This is a genomic window from Bradyrhizobium sp. AZCC 2289 (genome assembly GCF_036924615.1).
GTDB lineage: Bacteria > Pseudomonadota > Alphaproteobacteria > Rhizobiales > Xanthobacteraceae > Bradyrhizobium.
Genome location: NZ_JAZHRY010000001.1, coordinates 1,282,485 through 1,301,121, shown reverse-complemented (window position 1 = coordinate 1,301,121; position 18,637 = coordinate 1,282,485). Strand labels below are relative to the sequence as shown.

The following is an 18,637-nucleotide window of genomic DNA, read 5'->3' as shown; positions in this document are numbered from 1 at the left end:
TTGAATGGTGTTTATAGAGAATGGCGAAATCCTCGAAACTGGTGGCTGCGAAACGCGGACGGGTGCTGCTCGTAAGACGAAAGCGCGATGGACTTTGGATGTTTCCCGGAGGGCGCAAGCGCGCGCGAGAAAGCGACAAGGATTGCCTGCGCCGGGAGATCAAAGAAGAGCTTCCGAAACTCAAGCTTGGAAGTCTCAGGCTTTGGAAGGATGTTAGAACCAGGAACCGCCGTTCGGGTCGGAAAATGAGTGACGCGATCTTCGTCGCAGCAAAAGCGTCCGGTCGCCTGACAATCGGCGACAAAAAAGAAATCGATAGGGCAATCTGGCGCAGGCCGCGCGGCATTCGTCTGACGCCAACGTCGCGCTACATCAGGGATAAACTCTTCCCAAAATCAAATTAGGCCGCTGCGTATTCAGATTAGGCCATTAGGGGTCGAAACAGGCCAGTACCGAAAGGGGATGGATTCTAAGTGTCGCAGAAAGCGCTCCAGAGGCCGATCGCTATAGGGATGAGAGCGACGCAAATCCATAAAGCAGGCGCGCTGTAGCTTAGGCCGGCAATAAGGATCCAAACACCGAAGCCGACGATTAAGGCTGAGATCGCATAGGCGGCCGCTTTGTCCATACTCGATCCAAAAGCGAAACCGGGGATCGATTGCCGCTGCTACTACTTGCTACGGGCCAAAACGTTCCAATCAGGACTTTGGCTTCACCTTCAGCCCAAGTACCGACTCGCTAATTCGACGGAGAGGGTAGCGACGCGCCTTGTGAATAGGGCGGGTGCCTGCATCCGAAGTGACGGAGCGGAACTGGCACTTCCGCAGCGGGTCTTGTGTCACGAAGCGTAGCCGGTCCAAACGGCTGCGCGCAACTTTATAGGAGATGAAGGTAGGTCCTTCGGGTTCGGCGATCAGGTCGCTGATCCCAAGCCACCGCGGGCCGCTTTGGTCAAAAGCCACGGTGGTGAGCGCTGCGGAAACGTCGGGACGATGATCCCGGCAGGTACGGTTCGGAGAGGCGAGCGCAAGCGAACCGTCGATGAAGTGTCGAAAGCGGATTAGGTGATGTCAAAGCCGAGGGTTGACCCTACCTTCGGGATCAGTTCGGTGGACGTCCTGATACTGACCGAGCGACATCCGGCATGTAGATGGCGCGAAGCTCAACCAGGCTCTTGTAAGGAACGTGAGAACCTGGCCGGCGATGCCAAGGGAAAAGGCCCAAGCGGCTCCAACCGCAAGGCCGAAAGTACCGATGCGCCGGAGAGGGGCGGACTGCTCCGTAGTAGCGAGGAAGCGGCTGTAATGGTCGTGGAGCGAAGGGGGCGGGTCATCGACGACGAATCGGGCCAACTGGCAACGGGAGGAGCCCGAAGCTCAACGGAAGGCGGCAGCCTTCAATCGATGGCACGAGCCGGATGATGCGAGAGTATCAAGTCCGGATCTGTGAGAGGAAATTCCCCGAGCCTACTCGGCAAGAGCGCCGCTTTCACGGCCAACCGGCCGCTTCCGGTCTTCCCCTATGGACAGACATCGGCAGCACCGGTCGGCATGTCTCAAAGGTGCCACAAACGGACTCGTGCACCGCAGCAAACAAGGTACGGCGCATTTCGTCCGAAACGCGCGGCTTGCCGCCGAGCGGAATCATGATCGTAGCTCCCCACTCGCCCGCCATCGTTCGCCTTGGCATCTTTGATGGTCATTGCGACTTTGCGATGCGCTGTGACGGGTGCCACCAGAGCTTGCGCTTGAGCCGTTTCAGTATTTCTCTTCTTCGACCGTCAGTGGTTTCCAGTGCGTCGGCGGCTCTGGACTGATTACGCGGTTTTCGATGCCCGGGATGCGCGTGTTGGCAGACCAGGACTGACTGCCCTTGTGCCAAAATCCTTCCACATCGTTCGACCAGCGGTCATTGTGCAGCAGAACGAACACCCCGTCTCTAGGCGCGGTACTGATGTCCCGCCATTTGCTCATTGTGCGGGTCCTTCGCTTGATTCCGTTTAGTTAATGCCTCAAAGCACGGCTTCAAGTGTATCGCGCTCCTCACTTGTCAGCAGTGCCGGCGGTGTAGTCGAATGCCCCACCTCATAAGGCTTGCGACACGGACCGGTCCCGGATCGCCGCCCTCGGTCGGGACGACTAGCCGCCGGGCTCGCCTACATGGCCGGGACCGCACTTCGCTCCGTCCGGAGCTCCGCCACTCGGACAGAACACAGAGACCAACGTTTCGTTCGCCTCGCAGCTTACAGAGCCGTCGGCTTGCACGGCGCGCCGGGGTGATCCCGCGGGCCCGGAGGCTGGCGCCTACTTTCCTTCCACGTCTCGACGAATTAACTCGCGTTTGAGACCGTGGAGGCGCATACTCGGACAATCACCGCTCCGCCTCCTAGGCATTACCGGTGACAGAGAGTGTTGCGCTCCCGCCTGTTCGGGGGAAGCATCATGCCCCAGCCTCGACGCCTGTCGTCCGTCATTCCATTCGTTGCAATTGAGCGCCCCGCTTGTCCGAAGTGCAAGCCACGATGATGCTCGTCAGTATCGAGCTGGCACGCCCGGGCGTCGACTTGCATACGTTTGAATGCGCTATCTGCAGTGGCGTACATAAGACCCTTGCCGCGTATGAAGACCCTATGAAGTCCAAGGGTCTTGGGCGCTGGCTTCAAGGCGATTTGCACTCACCGAAGTAAGGCGCGCCGGCGTGAACCGCGCGGATTTTGTAATGCTTGAATTGAGGAGGGCCGTAGAATTGCCCGCAAGGGTAATATTCACCACTGGACCACACTGATAGACGCCCGCGCCACCGCGGGTGCGGGTGCGCTATCTCGAAAGAGGAGCAAATCTGATGTGTGACTATAGTCTGCATGCCATGGCATCGCGTCCCGCCAAAGTTGGAGAGACGCTCGTCACCACAACGTTCCCCAGGACCTCGACCCGTGGCTTTGCTGCAGAAGGCAAACCCGGTGTGGCGGTCTGCCTGCTTCCCGGAACCGAGTTAGCCTTCGAGCAAGACGTTAAGTACGACCAGGGATCGATCTGGACGAGAACAACCAGCTTCCGCGTTGCCAAGTTTGGTGTGGTCGAACCAAATGTGCCGCATCGCCATCACGACGCGATTGAATTTCCCGATGGAAGCAATGTCCTGGTGACGCTGCTCGTCGAAGGCCAGCGAGCGACTGTGCTGCAATTGCCAGTTGTCCATCAGATATCGGGGCGCACCACAAAAGCTGAGGAGCACGGAAGCACACCGGCAGCAGCAGCTTCGGCCGCCGTGGAACTTGCGCGCTGCCCGCGGACCATCGTTTGAGGGAGGAGCAGCCATGGCCATCGATTTCAGGCTGACGACAGAACAGCAGAATCTGCGGGAGACCGCGCGTGACTTCGCGCAGAACGTGCTCGCACCGCTGGTTCCCGATGCAGATGCAACGCGCGACCCGCATGAGGCCTTCGCCAAGACCAAGCCGGCTTACGTCGAGTCTTATAAGCTTGGGTTCGCCATGGGATTCCTTCCCAAGGAGTACGGTGGCGGCAGCGTCAGCAACCTCGACCTCCAGCTGGTCGCCGAGGAGATTTGCGCCGTCGACCCGGGCTTCGCGACGACGCTCCTGGTCAATGGTTTGGGCCTTATGAACGTCGCCTGGTTTGGCACCGATGCCGAAAAGGAGAAGTGGCTTCGGCCGGCCTGCACGGATGCGAAGGGAGAGTATCTTGCCGGCTGGGTGGTAAGCGAGGCAGGGGGCCGTCCCGGCGGCACCGCAAATTTCGATGCACCACAGCCGTCGCCCGTAGGCATCGGTCTCACCGCCGAGCTGACGAACGGCGAGTACGTGCTGAATGGACGCAAATACTGGCCGTGCAATGCCGGCGGGTGGGACAAACAGGGCGCCGACGTCAACGTATGCATCGTCAGGACGGACAAGACGAAGGGCGGCAAGGAGGGTCTGAGCGCAATCATGGTCCCGAGAGGCGCGCCGGGCTTCCGCGTCGAGAAGGTCATCGACACGATGGGCCATCGCCTCTGTCAGAACAATTCGCTCGTGTTCGACAACGTGCGTGTTCCCGAAGAGAACATCATTTCCGGCACGAAAGGCAACGGCGACCTCGTCATCAGCAAGGCCTTCACATGGTCGGGCCCGGTCGCGGCGATCGCCGCAGTCGGCGTCGCCAGAGCCGCCTACGAATACACCCTCGAATGGGCCAAGGGTCACACGGCAGGTGGTGCTCAGCCGATCATGCAACACCAGCATGTGGGTTATCTGCTGTCGGATGTGGCTATGAAGATAGAGGCTGCGCGCTATCTCTCCTGGAAATCGGCCCAATACCTCGATCTCTATGACAGCGAGGGCCATGTCCCAGGCGCCTGGTCGAAGATTTTCGGCGGGGAGACCTGTGTCGAGGTCGTATACACGTGCATGCGCATCATGGGCGTCAACAGCTACGATAGGAGCCATCCGCTCGAGAAATATATGCGTGAGGCCCTGTGCTTCCCGATCTACGACGCCGGCAACATCGGCATGCAGCGTCGTAAGATTCATGGCGTGATGGCCCACGATTCATTCGACCCGCGCGCCTTCGTCGACAACAAGGCGATGGTCTTCTCGAAGGATATGGAAGGATTGGACACGTCCCCGAACCTGGTCGAAACGGGGACGCCTCCGGAGCCGCACAGAGTGGCGGCCTAGTGCGCAGTCCGGAGTGGGCAGACGATTCGCGGGCCGAGCGAAGGCCGAGGCCCAGCGAGGGGCTGCTGCTGTCGGCGCCCCTGAATAACACAGGTCGCTTCGCGCCGCTGCCAGGATGGGCCACTGACTAGACCGGTCCATTCTAGAGAAAAGATTGGGCCCGGGGTAAGGAAACGGTTCTGTCTACACGAAGAAAGCCCCGCCGGTTCCGGCGGGGTTTTATGGCGGGGTTTTCATTTTTCTGACTAGGGGACCTACTTTGCCCGGTAAAGGGGACAAACTTGCAGGGGACCAACTATGCCCGGTGCTGCAGCGGGAGCGGTCTTCCACCGGAAGGATCGCACCAGGGTACCGCACCGTCAAGCAAGCGGCCGGGCTTGCCGGAACGAGAAACCGTTCGGAACGAAGTTTCTGGCGACGGCGAGCGCGCCGCTCTCGCGGCATTCGAGCGCGATCTTCTGGGCGAGCATGACGTCTCCGATCGGCAGATCGCCAATCGGCAGGAAACACAACCCAGCCTTCGGGCGGCCCCGTTCATCGATCTCGCACACGTTCGTCGCCGTCTCGGCATGGATCCTGTACTGCTTGCCGGTCTCGCCACCGACGACCTCGAAATAGCCCTTCTCCGCGAACTGCGCCCGTTGGGCCGGGGACAGCCACTGCCGCAAAAGCCGCAGCGAGCGTCCTTCCGGAGTTTTCTCGGCGCCGTGCCTCATGAAGAGGGCCCTTGCGGCTCTCATGCGCGAGCGCCCGCCCGGCGGTGATGGTCGAAAGCCGAACATGAGCTGGCGGCTACCCGCCGACCAGCCTGGGGATGAAGACTGTTTCTTCCGCGTTCGGGTCGAACGATCGAATCTGAGATACCTGACCGGGATCCGTCCGGACCGCGGCAGTGAAGCCGACCTTCGTCAGCTCGTAAAACCGCTGCTCCGCCGTCGCCAGTTCTTGTGCGTCGTTCGGGTCGAAAGGGTGACGGCTGTCGCCGGTGCGGTCCATCACGATCTGGATTGCCATGATCGTCCTCCCTCGGATTGCTAATGGCCAAGGACCTCGATCCAGTATCCGGCCGAAGCCGCGGAGTTTCAAGAGAAGAAGATTCCGTCGCGAAGCCTTGGGATCCTTTCAAAACCAGTCTGTATTTCGTTCGATCGAGGCTGCCTGCAGAATAAAACTTCCCGCTCACAATCACCCGACTTCCGAGTATGTTACCGTACTCGCTGGTGATTTTTTGCTTCGGGGTGGAGACAAACTCGACCCCAAGTGCGGTAGGCAGTCTTAGAAAATGGACCTTGCCTTTCTCTCGGGTTCTCTCATTCGTTTGATCCAGGTTCACGGACCTTGGGTCATTTCCGTCGTTGTTGCGCTCGAAAGCGCCGGCGTGCCCCTTCCCGGAGAGACGATCCTTGTTGCCGCTGCTCTCCTGGCCGCCACCACCAATCAGATCGATATCGCCGTCGTTGTAGCCGCGGCCGCTGCAGGTGCGATCGTCGGAGACGGGATCGGATATACCGTCGGGCGCCGCTTCGGAATGCCGCTTCTACGCAAATACGGGCGATACATTCGTCTCGATGAAAACCGATTGCTGATCGGTCGATATTTGTTTTTTCGGTATGGGAACGCTGTCGTGTTTTTTGGCCGCTTTGTCGCGGTGCTACGCATGTTTGCAGCTTTGCTTGCTGGCGCAAATGGCATGCCGGCGGGCCGCTTTTTCTTCTTCAACGTGACCGGGGGCATTTGCTGGGCGTGTCTCTTCGGTTTCGGTGCCCACGCTGTCGGAACCGAAATCTATAAGATTTCTGAAACGCTGAGCCTGGTGTCACTGGGATTGTTTATTGGCGCTGGATCTGCACTTTCGATCATCATTCGGCGATATGAAATTGTGCTTCTTCGCCGGGCCGAGCGCGCGCTGCCGGTGCTCCGCAAACGGTGCGGCGCTAACCCTGATGCGGAAACCTGAGCAGAAGGGGTAAAATCCCCCGGGGTCCACAGCCGAGGAGCAACAACATGAAGCAACACACCCCCGAGGAATTTTCCACCAGGTTGATCGACTGGAGTCCCTTCGTGATCATGGGCGACACGATGCCGCCCCGAGATCCTGATGAAGACGAAGAGGACGATGAGGAAGAAGAGGAAGAGGACCACGCCGACGAACCGCCGGTCGTGCGCGAGCCGGACGAAGACTAGACTAGCCTGTAGTTGGCAGGCGGCGTTATAGTATCTCCCATGAGCTGGGATGCGGAAGACGTAGCGCTGCTCAAAAAACTCTGGTCCGTAGGACAGAGCGCCGCGCAGATCGCGCGCCGTCTTGGGTGTAGCCGTAACGCGGTCTGCGGCAGCCTAACTCGTTTGGGCCTGAAGCGTGGGCACAAGCCGCCAACAGCAAAGCCCAAGATAAGGCCGGTCCCGAAGCGAAGGCCGGCGTCGTTAGCCGCCTGTGCCCGCCCGGTGGCAAAGAAGGTGTCGCGGAAGACAGCAGGGAAGCAGCCTAAGGAATTCAGCAAGCGCCAGCTTTACGCCATTCTAGCTGAAGCGGTCAGGAATACGGGCTAACGGGCTCACCGCGACATCGTTGCGGTGCTGCCTCCACAACTGGTTCAGTTCCGGCAATCAACGATGCCCCTGAACGCGCCATGGCGGTAATCCGTGACTTCATCCAGCAGTGACTGAACGATATCGTTCAGCGTCGTACAGGTGATTGCGTGCCGCTTCACTTCCGCTTGTGGCCCTCTGCAACGACGAGCTCCATCGCAAGGTTGCACGATGAAGAAGGTAATCAACTCGGCACCGTCGCGCCGCCACTTTTTGCGGCTAACATCGATGGCCGCGGCATCAGCCCTGGCTCCAACAATTTTGTGGGCCGAGCAGCGAGAAGCAGCGGATTCGGCCACATCCCAGGCCGCGTCCGCACGCCTCGCCACGTTCGAGGAGGTATGGCGGACCGCGCGAGACCGGTTCTACGATCCGCACCTACACGGACTCGATTGGTCGGCGGTCCGGGAACGTTACTTGCCGGACGCCACACAGGCGAGCTCCGAAGAGGCGCTGGCCAGCGTCATTAATAGCATGCTCTCTGAGCTGCATGCTTCGCACACCCGCTACTACACACCGTACGAACCAGAATACTACCAGCTTTCCGATATCTTTGCTGGTGCGCTAAGGCGGCGCGGACTGGAACGCGCTTTTCCGAGTGGCCGTATCTCCTATCCCGGCATTGGCATCCTCTCGCGTCTCGACATGCAGGGCCGCAGCATGATTACCGGTGTTATAGAAGGCACGCCGGCCCAACAAGCCGGCCTGCTCGCTGGCGATGTGATCGTCTTCGCCGATGGTGCACCGTTTCAGCCGGTACAGTCATTCCGTGGCAAGATTGGCAAGGAAGTCGTGTTGGGCCTGCATCGTGCCGGCGCGTTTATGCAAATATCGGTTGCCCCGGTCGATATTGAGCCCAACAAAATGTTCTTGGACGGCTTGAAGGCCAGCGCCCGTATAATACCGGCCAACGGCCGACGCATCGGCTATGTTCATGTCTGGTGCTACGCTGGCTCCGTGTATCAGCGGACGCTCGAGCATCTTCTATCGCATAGTCCGCTGAACGACGCCGACGCGCTGATCTGGGACCTGCGCGATGGCTGGGGCGGCGCGATCCCCGAGTATCTTGATTTGTTCAACACGCGAGCGCCGACGATGCAGGTCACTGATCGCAATGGCGCCAGCGAACTCGAGAACGTGAAGTGGCGCAAGCCTGTCGCCATGCTTGTCAACGGTGGCACCCGCAGCGGCAAGGAGATCCTTGCCTATGGCTTCAAGAAATATCGGCTTGGCGAGGTCATCGGTAGCCGGACCGAGGGAGCTGTCCTCGCTGCGACGGCATTCCTCATTGGCGGCGGCTTGCTGTTGCTCGCGGTCGCGGACGTGCAGGTCGACGGCGAGCGACTGGAAGGCGTTGGCGTCGCACCCACGATCGAGGTCCAAGCTGACCCGTCCTCCATGGGTCCAGGTGATCCTCAACTCAATCGTGCAATCGCGGCCCTATCCGGGGCCTGATCCTCGGGAGGCGGCCTTGCTGGCTCTTACACTGATCCGCGAGGACCGGATGGCCATTGAACAGCATCTAAAGAATTTTCGGTGGAAGAAACCGGAGGACATCGCTCGCTATTGAGACGGTCTCGCCCGTGCTGAGGTTCCGATGGAGTGACTGCCGGCTCGGAGCCGCCGCCATTCTCACGAGCGTCCGCTGTGAGTTCCAAGTCACGAGTCTTCGGGCGAGCCGGCCGGAGAGCCTTGCTGCCGCACTCGCGGCAGCCCGTCCTGCAGCGATAGCAACCGTCGTCTCGTTTTCAAGAGGCTCTGAATGTGCTTGGTGCTCAAGCGACCGTGCCGGGCGAAGCTCGCGGGACGTGCAAGCTCCAGCAGTCGATAAAACGTGCCTCGCCTCTGCACCGGATCTTCTCCGGACCCCCAGACGCTCGGCTGTCTGCCGAACGCGTTCTCGTAGATATCCGCCAACTGAAGGATCCATCTCTGGGTGGCGTGATCGATCGGCTTACCGCTTGCTTGCGTTTGACGATCGAGTACGTCGGCCTCATGGTGCAGCAGATTGAGGAGGCCGATCAGATACTCGATCTTTTCGGGGCCTATCCGACTGTCCAATTCATCTCGGTTCAGGATGTCGAGCGTGCAAAGAGCCGCGGAGAGACTCTCCGTCAGCTGCTTGATCTTGCGCAAGCGCTCCCTGCGGCGGCTGAATTTCCACCAATCATCCCGCCTTTGGCTGTACCGGTCGTAACGTTCTCCGGTCTCCTTCACAGCGCTCGCGAAAAACTCGGCCTGGTCTCGCGTGCGTGGCGGCAGTTCGCGTCCCAGGAGATTCGATGAGCGTCTCATTGCTCGTGCGGCTGCGGAGGCGCGGCATCGCTTATCCCTCCAATCTCATGGCAAAAATCAGCAGCCTTATGCGCGCAAACTACCCATAAATGCTTGCAGTACCTTTAAGATTCCTGCGGCCTAAATAACAGGGATTTAGGCTGGCCATCTTCCTCGCGTCCCCAGAGCTACAAAGCCGACGTCGAACGTTGAGGAGGTTCCAATGAGCTTTTCCAGGCACGCGACAGTTCGGACCCGGCAGCGTGGCGTGTTACCCGCCCAAGTCTCCGCTCTGCTTGTCCATGGAGACAGGGAGGTCCGTCGAGGTAGCGGATGCTACGCGATCTGGATCTCGAAAAGAGCGCTCCGGCAGCTCGGGCCGATTACTCCGGAGGGTGTCCCGACCGACAGGCTTAGAGGACTCACGGTCGTGCAAAGCGACCGCGAGTTATCGGTCACAATTCTCCGGAACGATCGCGGGAAGATCTATCGTCGCGAAGCGCGAAGGAGGATGCGGTGATTACGACGCCTTGCTCCTTTGACCATGACCGGCGCCGACTGCAAAACGTCTTCAACAAGTTGGCGGTGCCAAATCACCCGCTTCGGGCCGCAGCCTTCCAACTCCGCGACGAGATCTCAACGACCTGGTGCCGCCAAGCCGAAGCCAACCGATGGTTCGCCTGGCCAAGCACAGTGGCTCCCGACGGATTCCACAAACTGGGAGAGCTCAAGTGGAGACCGCAAGGGATGCTAAGTGTCCTCGGGTACCATGTGGGCGAAACGCTTACCGTGAACGCGCAGGTGCGAGAATGCATCTTGGAGTACGCGTTCGAGCAACATCTTCCACCGGTTGGAGATGCCATCTACTTTCACGAATGGGGTAAGCCGGAGACCGCACGTCGTCTGCAAAAGCTGGCTAATACGCTGGCGTCGCTGGCGCGGAATGCCAAGCGGCGTCGTACCGCCTCATTTGAAAGGGCAATCCACGAATGGGAGCAGGATCTGGAATTTCTGTACGAGAAATACTACGCCGGATTGTTCGGATTTGGTTGGCCTGCCACCGAACCCCAGGGCCCTACCAGTGTTCGTTCCGATCACGGGGGCCGTGAATCGCTTTCATTCCGGTAATCCTGCCCGTCGGCAGACCAGCCCTATTCGGCAGGAAAACAAGAAACAGTCAGCGCAAGCTGTTGCGCCAAAGCGCCGGGCAGCTCCGCGCTAAAGATTTCGCTGAGCTTGCGGTAATACCAGATCGTCCCATCGCGTCCGCCGGTGAAGCGTTCCCAAAGACCGTCGCCGATATTGCGGTAGTCGTTCAGGATCGCCTCCGCATTATCGACTTTATCGGCAAGCGAAACCAGGAGCGATGAAGCGGGTTTTCTTGGCAAGCTGGAAAGGTAGGCTTCCTTCCGCGGCCGCCACGCTGGTTTCGGTTCTACCCAGGAATCCGTGCAATCGGCCACTATCTGCGCCACCTCGTCGCCGAATCTTTCCCTGATCTCGTCGAGCGTCGCTTGGCCGCCCTGGTCTTCCGCGGCGTCGTGGAGAAGGCCGGCAATCGCCTGAACTTCGGTCCCTCCTGCGGACAGCACGCGACTGGACACGCTCAACAGATGAGCGATGTAGGGCGTCCCGCTTCCTTTCCTGACCTGAGCTCGGTGAAGCTCAGACGCGTAGACAAGGGCCTCGTCGTACAATTTGGACAGGGGCATCAATCATCCTTTCTCAACGTGATAACTACTCATCTGAAGAAGCCCGTCACTCAGAGTTGCTCTGAGCCGTCCCGTGATTAGGAACAATTGTATAGTCTTGGCCCTGATCGCTTGGGCCGGATAAGATGGAAGAGCCAAAGGAAGGTTCTTGTTTATGGCTGAAACCCGGGAAGAGACAATAGCAACGCTTCGTATGCGTCTTGGCCGCGAGCCCACGGAGGATGAAATTCGCGCGGCGCGCGATGAGGTCATTCGGAGGGCCTACGCGGCAATGGCGGTCACCGACATGCTGCTGAGAGACGAAGCCGAGGAAGAGCCGCCGGCAAGCGGCTCAACGTAAGGAAACTCCGACACAAGCTGGAAAGGCGAAAATCTATTCCGCATCCCGCGATTTGATGTTCTGTTTGAATTCCTTAAGGGCCTTGTATTGCGCCTCATCGACGCTATCCGGTCTCACCGGCGCGTCGGAGAAATAGATCATCGCCGGCTTGCCGGCTCCAAGGTGCCTCTCGATTTCTTCGACCGAACCGCTGACCGCCTCGCCAGTCGGCGTCCCGATGCGCGTCCAGAAGACTGTCCCTGTCGGAAACTCAATCTTGCTGGCAACTGATATCGAATCGGGCGATGCTCCTGCCCTATGCGAAAGGTTTGTAGCCTAATCTGGTTGGCGTTGGTCGGAGCGTTCCGGTCGCGGGCCTCGCTTGAGGCTGAAAACATGATTCTGCGTCATCAGCTTAACGTGTTGCAGCGGAAATCGTCGAAACGGCCGACGTTCGGGATGTTGGACCGTCTGATATTCGCTGGCTTGTATCGTTTGGCTCCGAAGGTGCTCGGCGCCTTGGCGATCGTGAAGCCGGAGACCGTGATTAAATGGCACCGCGCCGGGTTCAGATCGTACTGGCGGTGGAAGTCGCGGAGCCGTGGTGGCCTACCAACTGTAGCGCCTGAGATACGCAAGCTTATCCACGAGATGAGCATTGCCAATCCGCTGTGGGGAGCGCCGCGGATCCATGGAGAACTCCTCAAGATCGGTATCGATATCGGACAGACCAGCGTGGCCAAGTACATGGCCAAGCGAAGAGACCCGCCATCCCAAGGCTGGAGGACGTTCCTTCGCAATCATGCCGACGGCATCGCCGCGATGGATATGTTCGTCGTACCGACAATCTCATTTCGTCTGCTCTACGGCTTGTTGATTGTGGGGCATGGTCGACGGCAGATTTTATGGTTTGGCGTCACAGCGCATCCGACCGCAGAATGGATCGCAAATCAGATCACGGAAGCATGCGGCTGGGAACAAGCTCCCCGCTATCTCATTCGTGACCGGGACGGGGCCTATGGTGAGGTCTTCATCCGAAGGCTTCGATCAATGGGCATTCGCGATCGACCGACGTCGCCGCGCTCTCCTTGGGAAAATGGATATGCTGAAAGGCTGATCGGTTCGATCCGCAGGGAATGCCTTGACCACGTTGTTGTGTTCAGCGAGCGCCATCTCCGTCACCTACTGCTATCGTACATGAAATATTACAATGGGGCCCGCACGCATCTATCCCTGGAGAAGGATGCACCGGTCTCGCGCGCCGTCGATCGCGCCGGGCACATTCTTTGTCGCCCAATCCTGGGCGGGCTGCATCACCAATATGCCCGGATTTAATTTACGACAGGCACAGGGAGCTTTATTGGGGTTCAAACCAAAGTCAAAGCAGGCTGCGTTTGCGGCTCGCGCGTTTCGCTGCTTGCCCCAAGAGCCGGGCTTACCCCAGCAGCAAATCCGCGACCCCCGCCTTGAGAAAGGCGGCATCTGCCGGGTTGGCGCTCGGATTGCCCGCGCGATGACCCCACACGCTCGGGATCGGCCGCAGGGTCCCGGTTGCAAGATGGGGAAGCTCGGCCGCATTATCCGCAACGCGGAAATAGAGATCCGTCTCGCTCGGCATCAGGAGCATTTGCGCCTTTATGGACTGCAGCGCTTGCGTGAGATCGCCGTTGTAAAGAGTGTTGCCGCTGATATCGCCGTGAAACCAAGCGAGTGCCTGCGCATAGAGGTTCGCCGCGCGGCATTGCGAAAACCGCTCGGCCCAATTGGTGCGGACGAAGGTTTCGAGATCTGGCGCGCCAAGCGCGCTTTTGTAGAGGCCGGCACGGTAGAAATCCTGGCTCAGGCCCCAGGCGGCATAAATGTGGCCAAAGGCCTTGAGCGCCAGCACCGGCTCGCTCGAAAAGCGGCCATTGCCGGTATGCTCGGGCGCGGCTTCGAGCGTGCGCAACAGGCCCGACAGAAAAACCTTGTTGTGATCGGCGGTGCGGGCGCTGCCGCAGACGACGAAGGCGCGTTCCACCATTTCGGGGTAGAGCGCCGCCCAATGATAGGCCTGCATGCCGCCCATCGAAAATCCATAAACGGCGGCGAGCTTGTCGACGCCGACCATTTCCGTGACGAGACGGTATTGCGCCCGCACATTGTCGGCCACGGTGACGAGCGCGGGATAATCCGGCGTCTCCGCCGCGCCGGACGATTCCCCGTTCGAGAACATGCCCACGGCGATGATGCACCAGCGCGTAGGATCGAGAATGCCCTCCGGCCCGATCAGCCAGGACATATCCGAAAGACGGGCGGAATAGCTGCTGGGGTAGAGGATGAGATTGTCGCGCTTGTCGTTGAGCGTGCCAAAGCGCTGCCAGGCGAGCCGGGCCTCGCGGATCACGCCGCCTTTTTCGACGGCGAAATCGCCGAGGGCAAAGCTGCCCGTCTCATTCTCCCAACTCATCGCTCTTCTCCCGGGGTATCCGTCTACGGCTTTTCGGCGGCCTGCGCCTCGAAAGCAACGGCGACACGCAGAAGGTCGAGGTCCGTCCCGCGCGCGCCGATGATGGAAAGCCCCACCGGTGCGCCATCGACGGTGGCACCCGGAAGATTGACCTGCGGCACGCCGGTGAGGCCGCCCTGGCTGGTCAGGCAGCTGATGCGTTCGCGCAAGGGGTCTAATTGGTGAAGCGGAAGACCTTTTTGCGGCGCCGGAAATGGTGTCGTCGGCAGGCAGAGGATCGTGCCTGATGGCAGGAGCATGCGGATCCGGGCGCGGGCTTCTATCCGCATCAGGCTTGCGGCATTGCGCTCCGCATCAGTCATCATCGAGCCTTGCAACAAGCCCCGTGCCACGCTGAAGGCGAGCCGCGGATTATGGCTGTCGAGCCAAGGCTGGAACGTGCGCCAGGCCTCGCTCGCTTGCAACACGCGTTGCGCGCGCTGCCAGACCGAAAGGCCCTGCGGCGCCAATGTGACATGGCGCCGTTGGCCAATCAGCGCCGCGAGACGGCCGACGGAAGGGGCGAGCGCCTGCTGCACATTTTCGTCCGCGAAGCCGAAGGCATCCGTGGCCACCAACAGCGTCGTGGGCAGCGTGACGGGCAGGGCGCTTCCGAACAAAACCTCGCCAACACGCGCGAACGTCGCGGCGTCGCGCGCGAACCAGCCGCAGGTATCACTGCCTGGAGCCTGCACGGCAATGCCGGTGAAATCGATCCGCCCATGCGTCGGCCGGATGCCGTAAAGGCCGCAAAAGCTTGAGGGCACGCGCACCGAACCGCCGGTATCGGTGCCAAGCGCGAAATCGCAGGCCTTGGCGGCCACGGCCGAGGCCGATCCGCTCGACGAGCCGCCCGGCACGCGGCCGGGCGCTGCCGGATTCAACGGCGTGCCGTCATGCGCGTTCTCGCCGAGAATGCCGAGCGACACCTCGTCGGTGATCGTCTTGCCCACGACCGAGGCGCCGGCATCGAGCAAGGTCTGCACGACCCATGCGTGACGGGCCGGCGTTGGGGCGAAGCGCGGCCAGTCGGGATTGCCGCCGCCGGTCGGCACGTCGGCGATATTGATCAGATCCTTGACTGCGAAAGTCAGGCCGGCGAGCGTCCCCGCCGCACCCGCCACCTGCGTGCGCGGGCCCGGCACAAAAGCTTCGGTCGAGATCATGACGCTTTCCGGTCTTGCCAGGTGCCCCCAGGCACGGCCGCGAACAACGCCTTTGTATAAGGATGCTGCGGATTGAAAAAGATCTCGGCGGTCGGCGCCACTTCGACCACTTCGCCTTGTTTCATCACGGCGATGCGGTCGCAGACTTGCAACGCGACGCGCAAATCATGGGTCACGAACAGCATGCTGAGCTGCAGCCGCGCCTTGATGTCAGCGAGGAGAGCCAGCACTTGCGCTTGCACCGATACGTCAAGCGCGGAAACAGGCTCGTCCGCGACCAACACTTCAGGGCGCAGCGCAAGCGCGCGCGCAATACCGATCCGCTGGCGCTGGCCGCCACTGAACTCATGCGGAAAACGTTTCGCTGCCGAGGCGTCGAGCCCGACGAGGCCGAGAAGCGCTTGCGCCTCCTCGCGGGCTCTGAAGGTCGGAGTGCCGTGGATGATGGGACCTTCGGCAATAATGTCGATGATGCGTTGCCGCGGATCAAGCGAGGCGTACGGATCCTGAAACACCATTTGCACGCGTTTGCGGATTGGGCGGAGCCGGTGGCGCGGGAGCCGGGCGATGTTGGTGCCGCCAAGCAGAATTTCGCCGCCATCGATTGGTAGCAGCCGGGTGATGGCGCGCGCCAAAGTGCTTTTCCCGGAGCCGCTTTCTCCGACGAGGCCGAGTGTTTCGCCGCGGCGTAGTTCCATATTGACACCCGCCAGAGCCATCGTGACGCGCCCGCCAAACAGGCCTCGCGTGCCATAGGTCTTCTTAATATTGCGCGCCTCAATGATGATCGGTTGCGTATTCACCGGCAGCGTTGCCGGCGGTACGAGCTTGGGTACCGCGGCGATCAGGGCCTTGGTATAGGGATGGGTCGGCGCGCCGAGCACCGCCCCGGCCGAGCCGCGTTCGACCAACGTGCCACGCTGCAGCACCGCGACCTCATCGGCAATGTCGGCGACGACGCCGAAATCATGCGTGATGAAGAGAACAGACGTGCCGTGCTCGCGCTGCAGATCGCGGATCAGGTAGAGGATTTGCGCCTGGGTCGTGACGTCGAGCGCCGTCGTCGGCTCGTCGGCGATCAACAGGCGCGGATTGAGCAGCAACGCCATCGCGATCATCGCGCGCTGGCGCTGACCGCCGCTCAGTTGGTGGGGAAACGAACGGATAATGCGGCCGGGTTCCGGCAGATGAACGCTGTCGATCAATTCGAGCACGCGGGCGCGGCGTGCAACTTTCCCGAGCGACGTGTGGATGCGCAGCACTTCATCGAGCTGGCGGCCGATCGTGTGCAGCGGGTTCAGCGCCGTCATCGGCTCCTGGAAGATCATGCCGATTTTTGCGCCACGAATGGCGCGCATCTGGTCTTGCGGCGCGACGGCGAGATCCTGGCCTTCGAACAGGATGCGGCCGCTCCCGACGCGCACGTGGGGGCGGGGCAGCAGGCCAAGGATCGAACGCGCGACCAACGATTTGCCCGATCCGCTCTCGCCGATCAGGCATGTCACCTTGCCGGCGCGCAACACCAGATCGACGTCACTCACCGCATTGGCGCGATCGGCGCCCGGCGGTAAAGCGATCGTGAGCTTTTCAAGATCAAGAACGGTCTGGCTCATCGCTCACGCAGCCTCGGATTGAGGGCTTCGTTGAGCCCATCGCCAATGAGATTGATGCCGAGCACCGTGAGCAGGATCGCGATGCCCGGAAAGGTGCAGATCCACCAGGCGGAGCGCAGCACCGCGCGTCCCGCGCTGATGATCAACCCCCAGCTCATGACATTGGGGTCGCCGAGGCCCAGAAACGCCAAGCCGGCTTCGAGCAGGATCGCGGTGCCGATCAGCAGCGAACCGACCGCGATGATGGAGGAGGCGCAGTTCGGCAGCATATGATTGAGGATGATGCGCGCATCGCTGGCGCCGAGGCCGGCGCAGGCCTGCACGAATTCGCGGCCGCCGAGCGCGACGAATTCGCCGCGCACGAGCCGCGCGATGCTTGGCCAGGAGACGGCGGCGATGGCGATGATTTCGCTGGAGACCGAGGGCGAGAGGATAGCGACAATCAACAGAGCGAAAATGAAGGCCGGGATGGTCTGGAAAAATTCCGTGATGCGCATGAGCACGGTTTCGGTCCGGCCGCGATAATAGCCGGCGATGCCTCCGGCCACTGCGCCAAACACAATGGCGGCGAGGGTCGCGCCGACACCGATGATGAGCGAGGTGCGCGCGCCGTAAGCGATTTCCGCCGCGACGTCGCGGCCGAGCGTGTCGGTGCCGAGCAGAAAGCGGCCGCCAGGCGGCTGCAAGGCGGGGCCGGCGAGCTTGAACGGATCGTCGGGGTAAATCACCGGCGTGAGCACGACGAGCAGCAGCAGGCACAGCAGCACGGCCGCGCCGAACAGAGCCATTCGGTTGCGCGCGAACCGCGCAGAACCCTGCCACATGTCAAATCTCCATGCGCGGGTCGAGCATGACGTAGATCACGTCGACGGCGAGGTTGATGATCACAATCAGGCAGGCTGACATGAAGAAGATCGCGAGCAGCAAATTGAGGTCGCGCGATTGCAGCGCGTTGAAGGCCAGCGTGCCGATGCCGGGCCAGCCGAATACGGTCTCCACCACGATGGAGCCGCCGATCAGATTGCCGGCCTGAACGCCGGCAATCGTCACGATCGGCAACATTGCATTGCGCAGGACATGACCTGTCATGATGCGGCGCTCGGTCTGGCCCTTGGCGCGCGCCGTGGTCACGTAATCCATGCCGGTTTGTTCCAGGACGGACGCGCGCATCAGGCGCGCATAGAGCGCGAGGTAGAACAGCGCGAGCGAGACGGCGGGCATCACGAGATGCCGAGCGACATCCAAAACCTCGGCCCAGCCCTCGTGGCCGGCGCCGACCGTGTCGAACCCGCTTGTCGGCAGCCAGCCGAGGCCAATCGAAAAGATCACGATCATCATGAGCCCAAGCCAGAAGCCGGGCGTCGCATAGGCGATGAGGCTGATCAGCGAAATGATATTGTCGCGCCAGGAATTGCGCCCGGTCGCGGCAACGAGACCGAGGATGATGCCGAGTACCACGGCGGTGCCGAACGCCGTCAACATCAGCAGGCTGGTTGGCCCGAGCCGTTCGAGGATCAGGCTGCTGACATCGGCATCGTTGCGGTAGGAATAGCCGAGGTTGAAATGCGCCATGTTCGAGACATAGGTCAGAAATTGCATGCCGAGCGATTGGTCGAGGCCGAATTTATGGCGCAGCGCGTCCATATATTCGGGCGTCGCAGCGCCGCTCTCGCCGGCGAGCACGGAGGCGGCGTCGCCCGGCGCGAGATGGATCAACAGGAAGTTGAGCACAATGATTCCGAAGATCACCGGCAGCGCGGTGACGAGCGCGGTATCCCATATAGCGGGCAAATCGCAC

Annotated in this window: 20 protein-coding genes; 10 read left to right on the top strand and 10 right to left on the bottom strand. The window is 60.8% G+C overall.

What is annotated here, in order from left to right; genetic code table 11:
- Positions 1-20 precede the first annotated feature (20 nt).
- On the top strand, positions 21-404 hold the full coding sequence (locus V1289_RS06540; protein ID WP_334396168.1) for an NUDIX hydrolase: 384 nt from the start codon (positions 21-23) through the stop codon (positions 402-404).
- Positions 405-1,757: 1,353 nt separating this feature from the next.
- On the opposite strand, the gene V1289_RS06535 is transcribed toward V1289_RS06540, so the two are convergent.
- On the bottom strand, positions 1,758-1,973 hold the full coding sequence (locus tag V1289_RS06535; protein WP_334396167.1) for a hypothetical protein: 216 nt from the start codon (positions 1,971-1,973) through the stop codon (positions 1,758-1,760).
- 868 nt (positions 1,974-2,841) lie between these two features.
- Here V1289_RS06535 and V1289_RS06530 point away from each other — a divergent pair.
- Complete coding sequence (locus V1289_RS06530; RefSeq protein ID WP_334407301.1) at positions 2,842-3,303, top strand: hypothetical protein; 462 nt, start codon at positions 2,842-2,844, stop codon at positions 3,301-3,303.
- 13 nt (positions 3,304-3,316) lie between these two features.
- Positions 3,317-4,678 carry an acyl-CoA dehydrogenase family protein gene (locus V1289_RS06525; protein ID WP_309182863.1) on the top strand — a complete coding sequence of 454 codons (1,362 nt, stop codon included), beginning with the start codon at positions 3,317-3,319 and terminating at the stop codon, positions 4,676-4,678.
- A 359-nt stretch (positions 4,679-5,037) separates the two neighbouring features.
- On the opposite strand, the gene V1289_RS06520 is transcribed toward V1289_RS06525, so the two are convergent.
- The gene (locus tag V1289_RS06520; RefSeq protein ID WP_334396165.1) at positions 5,038-5,418 is read right to left on the bottom strand and encodes a hypothetical protein; all 381 of its coding nucleotides are present in this window, start codon (positions 5,416-5,418) and stop codon (positions 5,038-5,040) included.
- 52 nt (positions 5,419-5,470) lie between these two features.
- Positions 5,471-5,692 (bottom strand): hypothetical protein, encoded by a 222-nt coding sequence (locus V1289_RS06515; protein WP_334396164.1) that lies wholly within the window; start codon positions 5,690-5,692, stop codon positions 5,471-5,473.
- Between the two features lie 268 nt (positions 5,693-5,960).
- Between V1289_RS06515 and V1289_RS06510 the strand changes: the two genes are divergently transcribed.
- The 4 genes from V1289_RS06510 to V1289_RS06495 all read left to right on the top strand — a co-directional run bounded on the left by V1289_RS06510 (position 5,961) and on the right by V1289_RS06495 (position 8,722).
- Complete coding sequence (locus V1289_RS06510; protein ID WP_334396163.1) at positions 5,961-6,635, top strand: DedA family protein; 675 nt, start codon at positions 5,961-5,963, stop codon at positions 6,633-6,635.
- 47 nt (positions 6,636-6,682) lie between these two features.
- Positions 6,683-6,862: a hypothetical protein gene (locus V1289_RS06505; RefSeq protein WP_334396162.1), complete on the top strand. Its 180-nt coding sequence runs from the start codon at positions 6,683-6,685 to the stop codon at positions 6,860-6,862.
- A gap of 39 nt (positions 6,863-6,901) precedes the next feature.
- Positions 6,902-7,228, top strand: a complete 327-nt coding sequence (locus tag V1289_RS06500; protein ID WP_334396161.1) for a GcrA family cell cycle regulator — start codon at positions 6,902-6,904, stop codon at positions 7,226-7,228.
- A 210-nt stretch (positions 7,229-7,438) separates the two neighbouring features.
- Positions 7,439-8,722, top strand: a complete 1,284-nt coding sequence (locus V1289_RS06495) for a S41 family peptidase (protein ID WP_334396160.1) — start codon at positions 7,439-7,441, stop codon at positions 8,720-8,722.
- A gap of 204 nt (positions 8,723-8,926) precedes the next feature.
- Here V1289_RS06495 and V1289_RS06490 read toward each other — a convergent pair whose 3' ends face one another.
- On the bottom strand, positions 8,927-9,403 hold the full coding sequence (locus V1289_RS06490; RefSeq protein ID WP_334396159.1) for a hypothetical protein: 477 nt from the start codon (positions 9,401-9,403) through the stop codon (positions 8,927-8,929).
- Between the two features lie 654 nt (positions 9,404-10,057).
- Here V1289_RS06490 and V1289_RS06485 point away from each other — a divergent pair.
- Positions 10,058-10,669, top strand: coding sequence for a hypothetical protein (locus V1289_RS06485; protein WP_334396158.1), 612 nt, complete (start codon positions 10,058-10,060; stop codon positions 10,667-10,669).
- A 23-nt stretch (positions 10,670-10,692) separates the two neighbouring features.
- On the opposite strand, the gene V1289_RS06480 is transcribed toward V1289_RS06485, so the two are convergent.
- Positions 10,693-11,238, bottom strand: a complete 546-nt coding sequence (locus V1289_RS06480; RefSeq protein WP_334396157.1) for an HD domain-containing protein — start codon at positions 11,236-11,238, stop codon at positions 10,693-10,695.
- A gap of 169 nt (positions 11,239-11,407) precedes the next feature.
- Between V1289_RS06480 and V1289_RS06475 the strand changes: the two genes are divergently transcribed.
- Positions 11,408-11,593, top strand: a complete 186-nt coding sequence (locus tag V1289_RS06475) for a hypothetical protein (protein WP_334396156.1) — start codon at positions 11,408-11,410, stop codon at positions 11,591-11,593.
- 375 nt (positions 11,594-11,968) lie between these two features.
- Positions 11,969-12,907: an integrase core domain-containing protein gene (locus tag V1289_RS06470; RefSeq protein ID WP_334396155.1), complete on the top strand. Its 939-nt coding sequence runs from the start codon at positions 11,969-11,971 to the stop codon at positions 12,905-12,907.
- A gap of 100 nt (positions 12,908-13,007) precedes the next feature.
- On the opposite strand, the gene V1289_RS06465 is transcribed toward V1289_RS06470, so the two are convergent.
- Genes V1289_RS06465 through V1289_RS06445 form a run of 5 tightly spaced genes read right to left on the bottom strand, consistent with a single transcriptional unit; the run spans position 13,008 to position 18,630 of the window.
- Positions 13,008-14,021, bottom strand: a complete 1,014-nt coding sequence (locus tag V1289_RS06465; protein ID WP_334396154.1) for an alpha/beta fold hydrolase — start codon at positions 14,019-14,021, stop codon at positions 13,008-13,010.
- Positions 14,022-14,044: 23 nt separating this feature from the next.
- Positions 14,045-15,226 (bottom strand): amidase, encoded by a 1,182-nt coding sequence (locus V1289_RS06460; protein ID WP_334396153.1) that lies wholly within the window; start codon positions 15,224-15,226, stop codon positions 14,045-14,047.
- Entirely contained in the window at positions 15,223-16,839 is a 1,617-nt protein-coding gene (locus V1289_RS06455; RefSeq protein WP_334396152.1) for an ABC transporter ATP-binding protein, read from the bottom strand. Before V1289_RS06455 ends, V1289_RS06460 begins: the two co-directional genes overlap by 4 nt.
- Positions 16,836-17,663: an ABC transporter permease gene (locus tag V1289_RS06450; protein WP_334396151.1), complete on the bottom strand. Its 828-nt coding sequence runs from the start codon at positions 17,661-17,663 to the stop codon at positions 16,836-16,838. Before V1289_RS06450 ends, V1289_RS06455 begins: the two co-directional genes overlap by 4 nt.
- Position 17,664: 1 nt before the next feature.
- Positions 17,665-18,630, bottom strand: coding sequence for an ABC transporter permease (locus V1289_RS06445; protein ID WP_334396150.1), 966 nt, complete (start codon positions 18,628-18,630; stop codon positions 17,665-17,667).
- Positions 18,631-18,637 lie beyond the last annotated feature (7 nt).